A 16,614-nucleotide genomic window follows, 5' to 3' on the forward strand; every position below is an offset into this window, starting at 1 on the left:
GTCCGGAAGAAATACAGCCCCTCCCCCCCTACTCCCCCGAATGGGCCAGCAGGCTGGCGTTGCCGCCGGAGGCGGCGGTGTTGAGGGAGATGACCTGTTCGAGGGCGAAGCGCTGCAGATAGGCCGGGCCGCCGGCCTTGGGGCCAGTGCCGGAGAGGCCCGCGCCGCCGAAGGGCTGGGTGCCGACGACAGCGCCGATGATGTTGCGGTTGACGTAGACATTGCCCACCGGCAGCCGGTCCACCACCTGCTTCACCGTGGCGTCGATGCGGGAATGGACGCCGAGCGTCAGGCCGTAGCCGGAGGCGGCGATCTTTTCCAGCATGGCGCCGAAGTCCTTTGCCTTGTAGCGCACCACATGCAGCACCGGGCCGAAGACTTCGCGCGTCAGGTCCTCGGGACGTTCCAGCTCGATGATCTGCGGGGCCACATAGGTGCCGCCCGCGAGGGTCACGTCCGGCTCCTTGCCGGAGAATTTCAGCCGCCCGGCCGATTCCATCACCCGCACATGGGTGAGGATGTTGTCCCGCGCTTCGCGGTCGATCACCGGGCCGATATCGGTTTCAGCAAGGCGTGGGTCGCCAAGAGTAAGCTCGCGCGCCGAACCTTCGATCATCTCCAGAAGGTGATCCGCAACGTCCTCCTGCAGGAACAAGAGCCGCAGGGCCGAGCAGCGCTGCCCGGCGGAGCGGAAGGCGGAGGTGACCACATCATCGCAGACCTGTTCCGGCAGGGCGGTGGCATCCACCAGCATGGCATTGATGCCGCCGGTTTCCGCAATCAGCGGCACGATGGGCCCGCGACGGGCGGCAAGGGCGCTGTTGATGGCCCAGGCCGTTTCCGTTGAGCCCGTGAAGGCAACGCCCGCCACCTTCGGATGGGACGTCAGCGCCGCACCGACTGCGCCGTCGCCCGGCACATAGAGCAGCGCGGTTTCCGGCACACCGGCGGCATGGAACAGGCGCACCGCCTCATGGGCAATCAGCGGCGTCTGTTCGGCGGGCTTGGCCACCACCGCATTGCCGGCGACAAGCGCGGCTGCCACCTGCCCGAGGAAGATGGCGAGCGGGAAGTTCCAGGGCGAAATGCAGACGAAGACGCCGCGCCCGCGCAGGCGGTAACGGTTTTCCTCGCCCGTCGGGCCGGGCATCAGACGGCCTTCGCCGAAGAGCCCGCGTGCTTCAGCGGCATAATAGCGGCAGAAATCTACCGCCTCGCGGATTTCGGCAATGCCATCAGTCAGCGTCTTGCCGGCTTCGGCCGCCAGCAGCGCCATCAGCCGGTCGCGGTTTTCTTCCATCAGATCCGCCATCCGGTCGAGGGCAGCGGCGCGGTCTTCCACCGGCGTGCGGGACCAGCTCTCAAAGCCCCTGGCCGCAACCTCCATGGCCGCTGCTGCCAGCTTCGCGTCAGCCTCGGCCACTTCACCGGCCACAAGGCTGCCGTCGATGGGCGACAGCAGGGCACGCGGGCGGATGGCCCCCTCATGGCCCGGCACCAGCGGACGGGCGGTGACGGCCGGGAAGCTCTGGCGCGCCATGCCGGAAAGCAGCGCGTTTCGCTCGGCTTCGACGCCCAGCTCCAGCCCGGCCGCATTGCGGCGGGTGGGGGCGTAGAGATCTGCAGGCAGCGCGATGGAGCGGTTTCGGGCGCGCTCGCCCCCTTCGAGCAATTCTGCAGGGCGCTTCAGCAGCTCTGCTGCGGGAATGCTGGCATCCCCGACGATGGAGACGAAGGAGGAATTGGCGCCGTTTTCCAGCAGGCGGCGCACCAGATAGGCCAAGAGGTCCTTGTGACCGCCGACGGGCGCATAGATGCGGCAGGGATAGCCATCGCGCTCCACCACGGCCTTGTAGAGGCTTTCGCCCATGCCATGCAGGCGCTGGAACTCGAAGCCTTCCGGCTTGCCCGCCATCTCCTGGATCTGGGCGACAGTGAGCGCATTGTGGGTGGCGAACTGCGGATAGATGACATCGCGCGCGGCCAGCAGACGGCGGGCGCAGGCGAGATAGGACAGGTCCGTCGCGGCCTTGCGGCTGAAGACGGGATAGTCTGCGAGCCCCCGCTCCTGCGCCCGCTTGATCTCCGTATCCCAATAGGCGCCCTTGACGAGCCGCACCATCAGGCGCCGGTTGTGAAGGCGCGCCAGATCAATAAGCCAGCTAATGACCTCCTGTCCGCGCTTCTGATAGGCCTGCACCGCAAGGCCGAAACCATTCCAGCCCTCCAGCACCGGATCGGCCACGATCCGGGCGATGAGGTCCAGCGACAGTTCCAGCCGGTCGGCCTCTTCCGCGTCGATGGTGAAGTTGAGATCATGGGCGCGGGCCATGCGGGCAAGGTCCAGCACGCGGGGCAGCAGTTCGGCCATCACCCGCTCTTCCTTCACCGCCTCATAGCGCGGATGCAGTGCCGACAGCTTGACGGAAATGCCCGGCCGGTCCGGCAGGGGACGGGACCCGGCGGCCTTGCCGATGGCCTCGATGGCGGCGGCATAGGAGCGGAAGTAGCGTTCCGCATCGGCCTGCGTGCGCGCACCCTCGCCCAGCATGTCATAGGAGAAGCGGTAGCCCTTCGGCTCCAGAGCCTTGGCCCGCTTCAGAGCATCCTCGATGGTTTCGCCCAGCACGAACTGGTGGCCGAGAAGGCGCATGGCCTGCCGCGTTGCCGTGCGCACGGCCGGCATGCCGATGCGGCGCACAAGGCTGGTGAGGATGCTGTCCGGCGTGTCGCCCGGATGCAGCAGCCGCGAGGTGACGCCGAGCGCCCAGGAGGAAGCGGACACAAGCCAGGTGTCGGACTTGCGCCCTTCCCCCTCGCCGAATTTGGCGGCGGCCAGCTTGTCCTCGATCAGTTTGTCGGCGGTGGCCGCATCCGGCACGCGCAGCAGCGCCTCGGCCAGCACCATCATGGCAAGGCCCTCGCGGGTGGTCAGGCCGAACTCCCGCATGAAGTCTTCGACGCCGCCAAGGCCCGAACGGGCGCCGCGCATGTCTTCGATATAGGCTGTAGCCTTGGCGTCGATCCGCGCTTCCGCATCAGCGGCAAGGCGGGTTTCCGCCAGCATGCGGCGCACCAGTGCGCCATCATCGGGGGCGAACTCCGCGCGGAAAGGGGAAGCGGTGAGAGCGGGGGCAAGCGGGGCAGACGCAGGCTTCAAGATCGGATCTCCGGCAGGCGCAGGGCGCAACAGGGCTTTCCGCCAGATTACCCGCAATCTCGCTTTGGTTTTCGCCAAAGACAGGCTATGAAACCTGATATTTTCTGGAAATGAGGCCTCTTGATGGAGAATATTCCGGACCTTGACCGGATCGACCGCAAAATCCTGGGCGCGCTGCAGGAGGATGGGCGGATCACCAACACGGATCTGGCCGAGAAGATCGGCCTGTCCGCCACCGCCACGTCCGAGCGGATGAAACGGCTGATCCGCGAGGGCTACATCCTGCGCTTCACCGCAGAGCTGAACCCGCAGAAGCTCAATCTCGGGCTGCTGGTGTTCGTGGAGGTGAAACTGGACAAGACGACGGCGGACGTGTTCGACGCCTTTGCGTCAGCGGTGGCCCGCTCGGCCGAAGTGCTGGAATGCCACATGGTCGCAGGCGGCTTTGATTATCTCATCAAAAGCCGCGTGCGCGACATGACCCACTACCGGCAGTTTCTGGCAGAGGTGATCCTGAACCTGCCGGGCGTACGTGAAACGCATACCTACGCGGTGATGGAGGATGTCAAGGACACCCACGTTCTGCCGATTTGAGAGGGAGAGGTTTGGCGGCGGCCGGTGAGACCGTCGGGGGAGCCTTGCGCGTTTCTGATGGTAATCCTGCAGGCATTTCCGGGCGAACGTTGCATCAGTCCGTCTTCCAGAAACGTCATCCATCCACAGGCAGAAACGCGAGGGCAAGGAACAAGCTGCAAGCCGCAGGAATGCGGCAGCTTACAGCACTTTCACATGTTCGGCCATGCTGCGGCCGGCGCGGAAGGCCATGTCGAAGGCAACAAGCTGGCCTTCATGCAGGCTGCCGATGCCGGAACGGCGCAGGCTCGCCAGATCAACGAGGACGTCGTCCCCTTCCTGAGGTTCGATCGCACCAATTCCCCGGTGCATGTCGAACCACTTTACATTTCCGTGGTCCATTTTTTCTTCTTTCTTTACGTCACATCATAGGTCATCGGCCAGCTCTATAGCTGGCTTTTTCGACGGCTCGATGACAGTTGTCATTGGAGGATCGCCACCTCTTGTCAGGAATGACTGGTGGCTGCCTTGTGTCAGCTTCACACTTGCGTGGTTAACAGAAGCCTAACGGCCTCTTCTCCGCATCCTCTAGCAGGCTGCGGCATTGCTGCACGGCTACACAGATGGGCCCTGGGAAGAGCAATGTCAAGTGGTGGCGAGTTCAGCCGCGCGCATAGGTGCAAAATCCGGAGCGGTTGCGCGCAGACCGGCGGGGCCTTGCTCGATGAAATCCGCAAGACTGGCTGCGGAAACCGGGCGGCTGAACAGATAGCCCTGGAAACTGGAACATCCGGCCGCCTGCAGCAGGTCAAACTGCGCCTGCGTTTCCACGCCTTCGGCAATGATCTCCAGCCCCAGGCTCTGGCCAAGCTGAAGGATGGTGCTGACAATCGCCAGGTTGCGGTCATCGTTCAGGAGGTCACGGACGAAGGACTGGTCGATCTTCAGCTGGTCAAACGGCAGCTGCTTCAGGGAGCTGAGCGAGGAGTAGCCGGTGCCGAAGTCATCCAGCGACCAGCTGATGCCCTGCTCCTTGAGGGCCTGCATCTTGCTGCCGACAATTTCCGCATCCTCGGCAAGGGCGCTTTCTGTCAGTTCCAGCTTCAAAAGCTCCGGGCGTGCGCCACTCAGCCGCACGATGCTGCGCACCTGCTCGACGAAATCCGGCTGGCGGAACTGGGATGCGCTGACATTGACGGACACGGTCAGTTGCGCCGTCAGCGGCGAAGCAGCCCAGGCGGCGAGCTGGGCGCAGGCCGTGCGCAGCACCCATTCCCCAATGGGAATGATCAGCCCGGTTTCCTCGGCCAGCGGAATGAAGGCTCCGGGTGAGATATTTCCCTTTTTGCCATGCTTCCAGCGCAGCAGCGCCTCGGCGCCCAGTGTCCGGCCACTTGCGTCCACCTGAGGCTGATACTGGAGATAGAACTCCCCCCTGGCGATTGCCTTGCGGATCTCGCCTTCCATGGCGTGGCGGGCGCTCACACTGGTCTGCAATGCGATGACGACAATGCATAGTCCCACAATGCCGGTGATGGTGTGCAGCCCGATGACAACAGGCAGACCGGCGACCGGACTGACGAATTCGTGCGGGGGCAGCGGCGCCAGACCCAGCGAGACGATCAGAAACGACAACACGCCGAAGAGCGGCAGCAGCACCCGCAGATAGACCCCCTCATGGCTGAAAACCAGAAAGGTGGCTGCGACAATGGGAAACAGATTGAAATGTACAGCCCGGCCCAGCCCTTCCGGCGGCACATCAAAGAAGCATCCAATCAGAGTGGTCAGCAGCCCCGCATGCGAGAGGACGATAGCTGCCTCCCTGAGCCGGTAGCGCCATGCCAGGAACATCGTGACCGCGCCTGATAAGGCGGCTAAAAAAGTCCAGAACGAGTGGAACAGAACTCCGTAACCGGCATAAAAAGCCGACCACGCGGCGCTGATGGCAAGAGTGATCGCCCCTCCATATAAAATCAGCGTGCGGACACGCAGATTATAACGGCCGGAGGATGTCCACCCCGAAACATCCGCCTGGGAAAGACCCATTCCTCGACTAGATTTGTTTAGAATTTTACTCAATTTTATGGATCGTCACGGCTAATCACAAGGTGAACCTGTCAATTTTACGCGCATAGATATTACAATTTTCAATTAAAAGGCAATCAACATTGATTGCCCTGCACCAAGTGAAAAACTCCGGTGCCCAAATGAAAGGGACCGGGCCTCCCGGCCCGGTCCTGATCTGCTTCATCCTGGCCTCAGGCAACGCGCACCTGATTGAGGAAGTCCGTCATCGCCTGACGCATGCGGGCCGACCGGTCATGCAGCTCCTCGATGGCCTGGCGCATGTCTTCACTGATGACCCCCGTCTGCTGTGCCGAGTTGCTCACAGTACCGATGGAGTCCGTCACGCCATGGGTGCTGCTGGCGGCTTGCGAGACGTTGCGGGCGATCTCGTTGGTGGCGGCATTCTGCTGCTCGGTCGCCGCAGCCATGGCCGTGGTACGTTCGGAAATCAGCTTCACCATTTCAGCCACGGCAGCCGTCGCCTCAATGGACTCGGATGCTGCCACGCGCATCTCGGAGATCTGGCTGTCGATTTCTTCCGTCGCCTTGGCGGTCTGCTCCGCCAGCGCCTTCACTTCGCTGGCGACGACGGCAAATCCGCGGCCCGCCTCACCGGCGCGCGCTGCCTCGATGGTGGCATTCAGGGCCAGCAGGTTGGTCTGGTTGGCAATGTCATTGATGAGACGCGTCACATCGCCGATGCGGACCACCACATCCTGCAGTTTGCCGACCGCCTGATTGGAGCGGTCCACCTCGGTCTCGGCCTTGGCGGCCACCTTCGAGGCGGAGTGGACCTGCTCGTTGATCTCGGCGATGGAGGCGGAAAGTTCCTCCGTGGCGCTGGCAACCGTGTTGACGTTGTTCGTCGTGTGCTGGGACGCCTCGGCGACGGAAGAAGCCTGGCGGTTGGTCTCGCTGGCGATGGTCGCCAGAGAGGAGGCCGTGCCCTTGAGGTTCGTCAGCCCGCCGATCATCTCGTCGGAGATGGTGAGGACGGCCGTCTCGAATGAACTGGCGACTTCATCCATGCCACGCTTGCGCGCTGCTTCAGCCTCGGTACGCTGACGCTCGCCAGCCGCTTCGAGCTCACGGGTCCGCAGCATGTTCTCGCGGAAAACTTCCATGGCACTGGCCATGTCGCCAATCTCGTCGCGCCGGCCGCCCAGGTTCGCCTGTGCGTTCAGATCCCCATCGGCAAGACGCCCGAGCACGCCGGACAGGGTCTTCAACGGCTGCGAAACCAGCCGGAAGTTCAGGAACCCGAAAAGCATGGCAAAGAGCAGCATCAGGCCCGCGCTGCCCAGTGCGATTGTGCGGGCATCGGACAGGGCTTCCTTCTCGACTTCTGCGAGCTGCTCGATCTTCGCGTCGATTGTCTCTTCCAGCGCCCGGATGGCCTCAGTGGCCTTGGCCTGAAGCGCATTGCCTTCACCCGACAGTTCCATCGCCCGGGCAAGATCCACTGTCTCGGGCGTACGCATGTTCTGGATCTGCGCATCGACAAACTGCACCTGCCAGGCATTCAGCGTCGTTGCAATTTCTGACACCAGACCGGCATCGGATGGGGAGACATCCGCCACACTGCTGCCAAGCGTGGCGAGCAGCCCCTTGACCTCCTCTCCCATCGCCTGGGCCCGGGCAAGCGCTTCACGGTCTCCCGTCAGCAGGAAGACTTTCAGCTCAAGGTTCTCCTGAATCACGGAGACCTCAAGATCGTCGATCTGCGTGGCAACCAGATAGTGCTGTGACATGGCAGTCACCGCGTCGGCGGCAGCGACGGTCTTGTAATAGGTGGTCAGACCCGCCGCGACGCTGATCAGCGACAACCCGGCGAAGGCGGCAATGCCCTTCTGGGCAACAGACAGATTCTTGAGCATCTTTGGCCTCCCGTCAGCTTCCGGCGCCTGAACGGCGCTCAAGCTCGGTCAGGTTGATTTCGATGGTGGCAGCACCGATGGGATTTCCGCTTTCGGGATCGGCGATCGTGATGTTCAGCTGGGAGAGCCAGACCTTCAGGTCTTCATCCCATTCGGCCTTGTCGATGAAGACGGCATCGGCGCCGAAGGGGAATGTCTTCTGGAACTTGGCCTCATCGCCTTGCCAGTAGTCACTGGTGATGCTGCTCTGGCCGACATTCAACCCATTGGCATCCATCACGAAAATCTCGGCATAGAGGCCCAGGCTTCCCGCCTGCATGCGCAAAAGATAGGTGGACAGCGGGGCAGACAGGGTGGCCGCGATCAGGGGCTTGTCGCTCGCCTTGCGCTCATCCACCCACTGTTTGTCCAGAGCATCGATCTCCGCTTGCGAGATCCTGCCGCGCTTGCCGTTCTGCGCCTTGATCGACAGAGGCACAATGGGATTGCCCAGTTCCGCGCGTATGCTCTCAATCACGGCCGGGGTGATCAGGGACGCAGGATCGGGAGCGGATGGCTGGGCCAAAGCAGCGGAGTGCAACCCCATTGCAAGCAAACCAAGAATCGAAGCGGCGCAGACATTCTTCATGATGAGCCTCGTGCTTTTTACATGCACAAGGCTGAAATAAGCCAGTTAAGAATGAATGAAACTGCGCAATTAAAGGTCACATCGACCAAATTAAGAGCATATCCGGTCAAGAATATTCAATCTGAAGTCAATCCGCCGGAAATTCTTTGCAATTTCTGAGGGTTGTATATTGACAGATATAACAGTGTTTAATTCTCCATTAATTGGTCCAGCGACTCCCGGTAGTTTGCGTATGAAAATTCAAATCCCAATTCTCTTTTGATCCGCGCATTTGAGACACGCTTGTTCTCCCCGTAAAAGGAGCGTGCCATCGGCGAAAGTTCCGCCGTCTCGAAATCTTGTTCCGGAGGCGGTTGCATCCCCAAAATCCGGGCGGCATAGGTCACGACATCCTGCGGCGGTGCAGGCTCATCATCGGTTACATTGTAAATCCGGGTTTTCGGCTCTGCGAGGGACGCTTCCAACGCGCCGGCAATATCCTCGACCCGGATGCGGTTGAACACCTGACCCGGCTTGACCAGGCGCCGCGCCGTGCCATTGCGCAGGTTGACGAGCGCATTGCGGCCCGGTCCATAGATGCCGGACAGACGGAAGATCTGCACCGGCAGATCCTCCTTCGCGGCAAACTCCAGCCAGGCGGTTTCAGCCTCCACCCGCTGCACCGAGCGGCGCGACACCGGGCGGCAGGGCGTATCTTCATCCACCCAGGCGCCGTCATGATCGCCATAGACGCCGACGGTGGAGAGATAGCCAATCCACTGCGGGCGCCCAGCGGCAACATCCGCGCCGTGGTGTATCAGCACCGGATCGCCTGCCTCATCGGGCGCGATGGATTGGAGCACGTGGGTCGCGCCGGCCAGAGCTTCAAGAATGCCCTTGCCCGGCTGCGTGCCGTCAAAGAGGAAGGGCTCGACACCCAGCGCCTTCAGCTGCTCCGCCTTGGCCCCGGAGCGCGTGGTGCCGCCGATCCAACTGCAGCGGTGCCGGATGCGCTCCACGAAAGCCTTCGAGGAATAGCCAACTCCGAAGATGAACAGGCGCATGGGCTTCTCCCTGATGCTCAGAGACTCAGTTTCTTGCGGCGGATTTCGTAAAGCGTGATGCCGGTGGCCACCGCCAGATTGAGGCTATCCGCCTGCCCGGCCTGCGGAATGCGCACCAGCGTCTTGCAGGCAGCAGCCAGATCATCGGAGAGGCCTTGCTGCTCGTTGCCCATGACGAGGAGGGCAGGCTCGCGGTAGTCCACCGTGCGGTAGTCGACGGAACCGGCAAGGTGGGTGCCCGCCACCGTGCCCGGCCACTTCGCCATCACCGCCTTGAAGGCGTCCGCTGAGGTCTTGACCAGCGGCACGTGGAAGAGCGAGCCCATGGTGGCGCGCACCGCTTCCACCGCGAAGGGATCGGTGCAGTCGCCGATGAGGATCACGCCAGAAGCCCCCACTGCGTCGGCCGTGCGGATGATCGTGCCCAGATTGCCCGGATCGCGCACCCGGTCGAGAGCGATCCAGACGGTAGACTGGGCCGGGTCGATGCGCTCCAGCGGCGTCAGCTGCTGCTCGTAAACGCCAACCACCATCTGCGGGTTTTCCTTGCGGGTGATCGCCTCCAGAATGGGCGTGTTCACCTCCAGGATCAGTGCGCCGCGCGACTTGGCCGTAGCGGCTGCCTTCTGCGCAATCGGGTTGTCCCGCGCTTCCGGACCCAGCGCCAGATAACGCACGGTCCAGCCCGCATCGAGCGCATCCGTCGCCAGCTTCAGCCCTTCCGCCACGAAGAGGCCGGACTGCGTGCGGTGCTTGCGCAACGCGACGAGGCCCTTGATCTCCTTGATGATCGGGTTGGAATGGCTGGTGATCTGCTTCACCGCCCCCATGCGGGGTCTTTGCTCGCTCATGCGCCGCTCCAGCGGGAAAAGAGGGATGTGGACAGGCAGCGCTCGCCCTTTTCCTCACGGATGACAAGTTCGCCGGATTCCAGCAGGCCGCCCTGCTTCGACAGGGTTTCGGCCATCAGTTCATGCACCGACAGGAATGAGGCACGGATGGCATAGGCCGTCAGGATCATGAAGAGCGCGTTGGGAGACAGCAGCTGGCGCAGCATGTCCAGCATCTCCGGCAGGTTGACGAAAAGGTCCCACACCTCGCCCTTCGGGCCGCGGCCATATTTCGGCGGATCGAGGATGATGCCGTCATAGGTGCTGCCGCGCCGCACTTCGCGAGCGACGAACTTGCTGGCGTCTTCGAGGATCCAGCGGATGGGCAGATCGCCGAGGCCGGACAGGTCCTGATTTTCGCGGGCGTAGGCGATCGCCTTCTTGGAGGCGTCCACATGGGTGACATGGGCGCCAGCGGCAGCGGGCAGCAGCGAGGCAAGGCCGGTGTAGCCGAAGAGGTTCAGCACCTTGACCTGACGGCCGGGTTCGGCGGCGCGCGCCTCGCGGACTTTCTCCATCACCCAGTCCCAGTGCGGGGCCTGCTCGGGGAACACACCCACATGGCGGAAGGACATGAAGCGGCCGAGATAGCGCGCCGGGCCATAGGCCATTTCCCAGGTCTCGGGCACACTGCCGGCAAACTTCCAGCGGCCGGGGCCTTCCTCGTCCACATCACCGGTGAAGACCGCATCGGCCCGGTCCCAGACCGACTGCTTCAGCCGCGGCAGGCCCATGGCCTGCGGTTCGGGCCGGACCACCGTGAAGCGGCCATAGCGCTCCAGCTTCTGCCCGCGCCCCATATCCAGCAGCGCATAATCCTTCCACCCGGCGGTTTCCAGGATCACCGGCCAGCGGGCCGCAGGCGGCAGGCCCGGACGGGTGGCAGCAGAAGCGGCCGCTCCGCGCTCGGGCAGGGAGGCATGGCCGGTTTCAGCGGCGGCGGCGGGCTTTTGCGGGATCTGAGGGGCCTGGGCCACGGGCAAAACTTTCCGGAAATCTCGATAAGAAGGTGCTGCTTCAGCCATTAGGGCGGAGCGGGCCTGCGGTCAATCGGCTAGCCGGTTTTATGCTCCCCGCGAAAACTGCCCTAGGGGACACAGCTTTCTGGGCTTGCAATTGAAATTTCTACAGAAATTACTTTGACAAGCTGGTGCGAATTTGGTCGGCTGTACCCGTACAGGGTGAGTGATGCATCATGTATTGGGGGAATTAGATGCTGCCAGGTTCTCATGATGCGACGCGCAAGCACGCAGACCGGGTGCGGGAGACCGTCGAGAACAACGGCTGCGCAGCTCATTCTCTGGTGGCGGCCTCCTGGCGCCGTTCGATGCTGTATCATGGCCTTGATCCCAATCTGGACCGGCCTGCGGTGCGGGTGGAAGAACATGCCCTTGCACAAGCGCGCGACCGGATGGGGTCCCTGCTCGAAATCGCTGTTCCTGCCCTCGACAGGCTGAATGCAACGCTTGCCCCAAGCGGCTGCAGCATCCTGCTGAGTGACAAGGATGGCCTTGTGCTGGAAACCCGCGAGGCGGCGGGAGATCAGAGCGAATTTGCCCGCTGGGGCCTGACGGCGGGCGGCGTGTGGAGCGAGGCGCAGCAGGGCACCAACGGCATCGGCACCTGCGCCATCGAGAAACGCCCGGTGATCGTGCATCAGGATCAGCATTTCCGGGTCATCAACACGGAAATAAGCTGCATTGCCGCCCCGATCTTCGATCACACGGGGCAACTGGCGGCGGTGCTGGACATTTCGAGCTGCCGCCGGGATTTCTCCCTCGCATTTGCCCAGGTGCTGGCCATGGTGGTGAACGAAAGTGCGCGTGCGGTGGAAAGCGACCTTTTTCGCGCCGCTTTTCCGGAGTGCCGCATCGTCGTTGCCAAGGGGCATGGACAGGGCGGCGTGTCTCTTCTGGCGCTGGCCCCGGATGATGTGATCGCCGGCGCAACGCGCCATGCCCGCAAGATGCTGGGCCTGACCGACGCCATCATTGCCTCTGCCCCCGGCGCAGCCACCCATCTCGGCACGGCGGCGGAGGAAGATCCACGTGCGGCAGAAAAAGCCGCCCTGCGGCGCGCCCTTGCCAGGGCAAAAGGCAATGTCTCGGCCGCCGCCCGGGACCTCGGCATCAGCCGGGCCACCATGTACCGCAAGATGAGCCAGTTCGGCCTCGACGGCTGATCCCCCTACCTGTCTCAAATCTGCGACAGATCAGGCCAGATTTATTGCCGCACAGGTCTTTTCCCTTACGCAGGAGCAGCGCACACTCCAGATCCTTGCCGGGCAGGACGCAGCCCGGCAGCTCTGGGAGGGGCGCAAGGCGCCGATGGGTGGACAAGGCGCGCGACGGTGACATCTGCCAGGCTCTGGCTGCAATCTTTCTTCTTTTTCTCCATGGGCTTGCCAGCTGCCTTCCAGTCCGGCACCCTTGGGAGGACGCAAGACAAGAGCCATATGGGACGGGCAGGCTGTGGACGGCAAGCGGACGGTGAGCCGCTACAGGCACCAGAGCCGCAGCAAACCTGCGCCCGAGGAGAGAGAGGCACGACACACAATGGACATGACAGGGGAATACCGCATCCCGGCACCGCGAACCGATGTCTGGAATGCCCTGAACGATCCGGACGTGCTGAAAGCATGCATTCCCGGCTGCGAGAGCCTGGAGATGACCTCGCCGACGGAAATGACGGCCGCCGTCACCGCCAAGATCGGCCCCGTGAAGGCAAAATTCCAGGGCGCGGTCACGCTTGAAAATCTCAACCCGCCGGAAAGCTACACCATCGCCGGAGAAGGCAAGGGTGGCGTTGCGGGTTTTGCAAAGGGTTCCGCCGATGTGCACCTTGCCGAAGACGGCGGGGACACCATTCTCACCTACACCGTAAAGGCACAGGTGGGCGGCAAGCTGGCCCAGCTGGGCAGCCGCCTGATCGACAGCACCGCCCGCAAGATGGCCGACGAGTTCTTCGGCAATTTCTCGCAGATGGTTGCCGGAAACGCGGCTGCCACCGGAACGGCCGAAGACGGCGAGCCGGACGCAGGCACGCTGGAAGAAGCCCGCTCGATTGCGATGGAACAGGCGGGCGACGCCGTTGTCCATGCGGTTGAGGACGTGGAGAAAACGATCGGACACGCCGTGCATGAGGCTGAGGAGACAGTCGAAGCTGCGGCGGTGAAGGGAAGTTTTGGCGGGCCGGTGGTATGGGGTCTCGCCGCACTGGCGGCGATCATCGTCATCCTCGCCATCATGAGCAGGTAAGGAGCAGAATATCTTTTAGCCCGCTGGTGACGCGACCAGAGAGCGGGACCAATTGAGGGAGGTGTGAATGGCAAAAGTGTCAATGACCGTGAACGGCAAGAAGGTCTCGGCCGCTGTCGAGGACCGGACCCTGCTCGTTCACTACCTGCGCGAGGCGCAGGGCCTGACCGGCACCCATGTGGGCTGCGACACGTCTCAGTGCGGGGCCTGCGTGGTGCATGTGAACGGCAAGGCCGTGAAGTCCTGCACCATGCTGGCCGCACAGGCGGAAGGGGCCACGGTGACCACCATCGAAGGCCTTGCCAATGGTGCGGAGCTGCATCCCGTGCAGGCGGCCTTCCGCGAGCATCATGGCCTGCAGTGCGGTTTCTGCACCCCCGGCATGATCATGGCCGCCGTGGACATGATCGAGCGGCATGGCGCAAATCTGGATGAGGCCACCATCCGCCACGAGCTGGAAGGCAACATCTGCCGCTGCACCGGCTATCACAACATCGTCAAGGCCATCAAGGCGGCCGCCGACCAGATGGCCGGCCTGCGGGCCGCCGCAGAATAGATCCAGGCCCGCGCGGCGCTTGAGCCTTTCAAGGCGCCGCAGAGCATCCCCATCCGTGCGGACGCGAAACCTGCACGGCACATGACAAGCCGGAGGGCTGGACAAGATGCCGTGAGGAGGCGGCGTCCGGCACTGCGGAACAAGGAAACGGCCTGCGGGCAAAGGCCTTGCAGGAAACCTGTCTGAGGGAGTTATGCCATGGGAGTTCAAGGCATTGGCGCACGTGCGCTGCGCAAGGAAGACAAGCGTTTCATCACCGGCAAGGGCCGGTACACTGATGACCTGACCGCGCCGCGCATGACCTATGCGGCCTTCGTGCGGTCGCCCCACGCCCACGCCCGCATCACCGGCATCGACGCCAGCGCCGCGCTGGAGATGGAAGGTGTCGAGGCGGTTCTGACCGGCGAGCAGCTGGTGGGGGATGGCGTCGGCAACCTGATCTGCGGCTGGATGATCCACTCGCGCGACGGCAGCCCGATGAAGATGGGCGCCTGGCGGGCGCTGGAGCCGGAAACCGTGCGCTATGCCGGTCAGGCGGTTGCCGTTGTCATCGCCGAAACGCTGGGCCAGGCCCGCGATGCGGCCGAGGCTGTTCTCGTGTCCTATGAGGAACTGCCGGTGGTGATCGATCCGGTCGCCGCCCTTGAACCGGGCGCGCCGCAGCTGCATCCGGAAGCGCCGGGCAACCTGATCTATGACTGGGTGATCGGCGATGAAGCGGCCACCAATGCCGCCTTCGAGAAGGCCGCCCATGTGACGCGGATGGACATCACCAACAACCGGCTGGTGCCCAACCCGATGGAGCCGCGCGCCGCGCTCGCCGACTATGACACAGCCGAAGAGCATTTCACCCTGCACACCACCTCGCAGAACCCACATGTGGCGCGTCTGGTGCTCTCCGCCTTCTACAACATCGCACCCGAGCACAAGCTGCGCGTGATCGCACCGGATGTGGGCGGCGGCTTCGGCTCCAAGATCTACATCTACCCGGAAGAGATGGTCTGCCTGTGGGCCTCCAAGCGCACGGGCCGTCCGGTGAAGTGGGTCTGCGACCGCACGGAAGCTTTCCTCACCGACGCCCATGGCCGCGACCACCGCTCCCATGCGGAGATGGCACTTGATGCCAATCACAAGGTCATCGGCCTCAGGGTCAGCACGGTGGCGAACCTTGGTGCCTATATGTCGCTGTTCTCCTCCTCCGTGCCGACCTATCTCTACGCGACGCTGCTCTCCGGCCAGTATGATATCCCGGCCATCCACTGCAACGTGAAGGCCGTCTATACCAACACCACGCCGGTCGATGCCTATCGTGGTGCAGGACGACCCGAGGCCACCTATTTGATCGAGCGCATGATGGAGACGGCAGCCCGCGAGGTCGGGCTCGACCCGGCCGAGTTCCGCCGCCGCAACTTCATCCGCAGCTTCCCGCACCAGACGCCTGTCATCATGTGCTATGACGCGGGCGACTATGACGCGACGCTGGATGCTGCGTTGAAGGCCATCGACTACGCAGGCTTCCCGGCCCGCAAGGCGGAAGCGGCCCGCAAGGGCAAGCTGCGCGGCATCGGCCTGTCCTGCTACATCGAAGCCTGCGGCATCGCCCCGTCAGCGGCTGTCGGCTCGCTGGGCGCAGGTGTCGGCCTGTGGGAATCGGCGGAAGTGCGGGTCAACCCGGTCGGCACCATCGAGGTGCTCACCGGCTCGCACAGCCACGGTCAGGGCCACGAAACCACCTTTGCCCAGCTTGTCGCCGAGCGCTTCGGCGTCGATACGGACACCGTGTCCATCGTCCATGGCGATACGGACAAGGTGCAGTTCGGCATGGGCACCTATGGCTCGCGCTCCGGCGCGGTCGGCATGTCCGCCATCGTCAAGGCGCTGGACAAGGTGGAGGCCAAGGCCAAGAAGATCGCTGCTCATCTGATGGAAGCGGCGGAAGGCGACGTGGTGTTTGAAGGCGGTGAACTGAAGGTGGCGGGTACGGACAAGTCCCTGCCGTTCTTCCAGGTGGCACTCGCCGCCTATACCGCCCACAATCTGCCGGCTGGCATGGAGCCGGGACTGAAGGAAGGGGCCTTCTACGATCCCACCAACTTCACCTTCCCGGCAGGCACCTATGTCTGCGAGGTGGAAATCGACCCGGAAACCGGCAAGACCGCCATCATCAACTTCGTAGCCGCCGATGATTTCGGCAAGATCATCAATCCGATGATCGTGGAAGGCCAGGTGCATGGCGGGTTGACGCAGGGCATCGGCCAGGCACTGCTGGAAAATGCGGCCTATGACGAGGGCGGCCAGCTTCTGACCGGCTCCTTCATGGACTATGCCATGCCGCGCGCCGATGACGTGCCGTCCTACACCTTGCTGACGACCGAGACCATCTGTCCGGGCAACCCGCTCGGCATGAAGGGCTGCGGCGAGGCCGGTGCCATCGGCTCGCCCCCGGCCGTCATCAACGCCATCACGGATGCGCTCGGCATCCGCGACCTTGCCATGCCCGCCACGCCCCAGCGGGTGTGGGAGGCGATCCGCAACGCCAGCCAGCCTCTGGCGGCTGAGTGAC

At 63.4% G+C, this 16,614-nt stretch carries 13 protein-coding genes; 5 read left to right on the forward strand and 8 right to left on the reverse strand.

What is annotated here, in order from left to right; all coding sequences use genetic code 11:
• Positions 1-28: 28 nt before the first annotated feature.
• Complete coding sequence (putA, locus tag IF10I1_RS22605; protein WP_186392208.1) at positions 29-3,160, reverse strand: bifunctional proline dehydrogenase/L-glutamate gamma-semialdehyde dehydrogenase PutA; 3,132 nt, start codon at positions 3,158-3,160, stop codon at positions 29-31.
• 123 nt (positions 3,161-3,283) lie between these two features.
• Here putA and IF10I1_RS22610 point away from each other — a divergent pair, with 123 nt between their 5' ends.
• Positions 3,284-3,754, forward strand: coding sequence for an Lrp/AsnC ligand binding domain-containing protein (locus IF10I1_RS22610; protein WP_019963446.1), 471 nt, complete (start codon positions 3,284-3,286; stop codon positions 3,752-3,754).
• Between the two features lie 180 nt (positions 3,755-3,934).
• Here the strand turns inward: IF10I1_RS22610 and IF10I1_RS22615 are convergent, their stop codons facing one another.
• The 7 genes from IF10I1_RS22615 to IF10I1_RS22645 all read right to left on the reverse strand — a co-directional run bounded on the left by IF10I1_RS22615 (position 3,935) and on the right by IF10I1_RS22645 (position 11,215).
• Positions 3,935-4,135: a cold-shock protein gene (locus IF10I1_RS22615; protein ID WP_019963447.1), complete on the reverse strand. Its 201-nt coding sequence runs from the start codon at positions 4,133-4,135 to the stop codon at positions 3,935-3,937.
• A gap of 243 nt (positions 4,136-4,378) precedes the next feature.
• A complete protein-coding gene (locus tag IF10I1_RS22620; RefSeq protein ID WP_208977321.1) occupies positions 4,379-5,584 on the reverse strand; it encodes a bifunctional diguanylate cyclase/phosphodiesterase in 1,206 nt (401 codons plus the stop codon).
• 407 nt (positions 5,585-5,991) lie between these two features.
• Complete coding sequence (locus tag IF10I1_RS22625) at positions 5,992-7,677, reverse strand: methyl-accepting chemotaxis protein (protein ID WP_186415283.1); 1,686 nt, start codon at positions 7,675-7,677, stop codon at positions 5,992-5,994.
• A gap of 13 nt (positions 7,678-7,690) precedes the next feature.
• Positions 7,691-8,194 carry a hypothetical protein gene (locus tag IF10I1_RS22630; RefSeq protein WP_244284661.1) on the reverse strand — a complete coding sequence of 168 codons (504 nt, stop codon included), beginning with the start codon at positions 8,192-8,194 and terminating at the stop codon, positions 7,691-7,693.
• Between the two features lie 299 nt (positions 8,195-8,493).
• Positions 8,494-9,348, reverse strand: a complete 855-nt coding sequence (locus IF10I1_RS22635) for an SDR family oxidoreductase (protein WP_186392212.1) — start codon at positions 9,346-9,348, stop codon at positions 8,494-8,496.
• 17 nt (positions 9,349-9,365) lie between these two features.
• A complete protein-coding gene (locus IF10I1_RS22640) occupies positions 9,366-10,199 on the reverse strand; it encodes an RNA methyltransferase (protein WP_186392213.1) in 834 nt (277 codons plus the stop codon).
• On the reverse strand, positions 10,196-11,215 hold the full coding sequence (locus IF10I1_RS22645) for a class I SAM-dependent methyltransferase (protein ID WP_244284662.1): 1,020 nt from the start codon (positions 11,213-11,215) through the stop codon (positions 10,196-10,198). The genes IF10I1_RS22640 and IF10I1_RS22645 overlap by 4 nt, the downstream gene beginning before the upstream one ends.
• Before the next feature lie 236 nt (positions 11,216-11,451).
• Here IF10I1_RS22645 and IF10I1_RS22650 point away from each other — a divergent pair, with 236 nt between their 5' ends.
• The 4 genes from IF10I1_RS22650 (at position 11,452) to IF10I1_RS22665 (ending at position 16,613) form a co-directional block, all read left to right on the forward strand.
• Complete coding sequence (locus tag IF10I1_RS22650) at positions 11,452-12,420, forward strand: GAF domain-containing protein (RefSeq protein ID WP_208977324.1); 969 nt, start codon at positions 11,452-11,454, stop codon at positions 12,418-12,420.
• A gap of 373 nt (positions 12,421-12,793) precedes the next feature.
• Positions 12,794-13,495, forward strand: coding sequence for a carbon monoxide dehydrogenase subunit G (locus IF10I1_RS22655; RefSeq protein ID WP_058898053.1), 702 nt, complete (start codon positions 12,794-12,796; stop codon positions 13,493-13,495).
• A gap of 67 nt (positions 13,496-13,562) precedes the next feature.
• Entirely contained in the window at positions 13,563-14,051 is a 489-nt protein-coding gene (locus IF10I1_RS22660; protein WP_050474565.1) for a (2Fe-2S)-binding protein, read from the forward strand.
• Between the two features lie 198 nt (positions 14,052-14,249).
• Complete coding sequence (locus tag IF10I1_RS22665; RefSeq protein WP_186392215.1) at positions 14,250-16,613, forward strand: xanthine dehydrogenase family protein molybdopterin-binding subunit; 2,364 nt, start codon at positions 14,250-14,252, stop codon at positions 16,611-16,613.
• The last annotated feature ends 1 nt before the right edge of the window (position 16,614 follow it).

It is taken from the genome of Pannonibacter sp. I15F10I1, from assembly GCF_900185665.1.
Taxonomy (GTDB): Bacteria; Pseudomonadota; Alphaproteobacteria; order Rhizobiales; family Stappiaceae; genus Pannonibacter; species Pannonibacter indicus.

Coding starts and splice junctions, on each gene's coding strand:
- IF10I1_RS22640 (WP_186392213.1), bottom strand. CDS start 10,199: ATGAGCGAGCAAAGACCCCGCATGGGGGCGGTGAAGCAGATCACCAGC.
- IF10I1_RS22635 (WP_186392212.1), bottom strand. CDS start 9,348: ATGCGCCTGTTCATCTTCGGAGTTGGCTATTCCTCGAAGGCTTTCGTG.
- IF10I1_RS22615 (WP_019963447.1), bottom strand. CDS start 4,135: ATGGACCACGGAAATGTAAAGTGGTTCGACATGCACCGGGGAATTGGT.
- IF10I1_RS22620 (WP_208977321.1), bottom strand. CDS start 5,584: ATGTTCCTGGCATGGCGCTACCGGCTCAGGGAGGCAGCTATCGTCCTC.
- IF10I1_RS22610 (WP_019963446.1), top strand. CDS start 3,284: ATGGAGAATATTCCGGACCTTGACCGGATCGACCGCAAAATCCTGGGC.
- IF10I1_RS22665 (WP_186392215.1), top strand. CDS start 14,250: ATGGGAGTTCAAGGCATTGGCGCACGTGCGCTGCGCAAGGAAGACAAG.
- IF10I1_RS22625 (WP_186415283.1), bottom strand. CDS start 7,677: ATGCTCAAGAATCTGTCTGTTGCCCAGAAGGGCATTGCCGCCTTCGCC.
- IF10I1_RS22660 (WP_050474565.1), top strand. CDS start 13,563: ATGGCAAAAGTGTCAATGACCGTGAACGGCAAGAAGGTCTCGGCCGCT.
- IF10I1_RS22655 (WP_058898053.1), top strand. CDS start 12,794: ATGGACATGACAGGGGAATACCGCATCCCGGCACCGCGAACCGATGTC.
- IF10I1_RS22650 (WP_208977324.1), top strand. CDS start 11,452: ATGCTGCCAGGTTCTCATGATGCGACGCGCAAGCACGCAGACCGGGTG.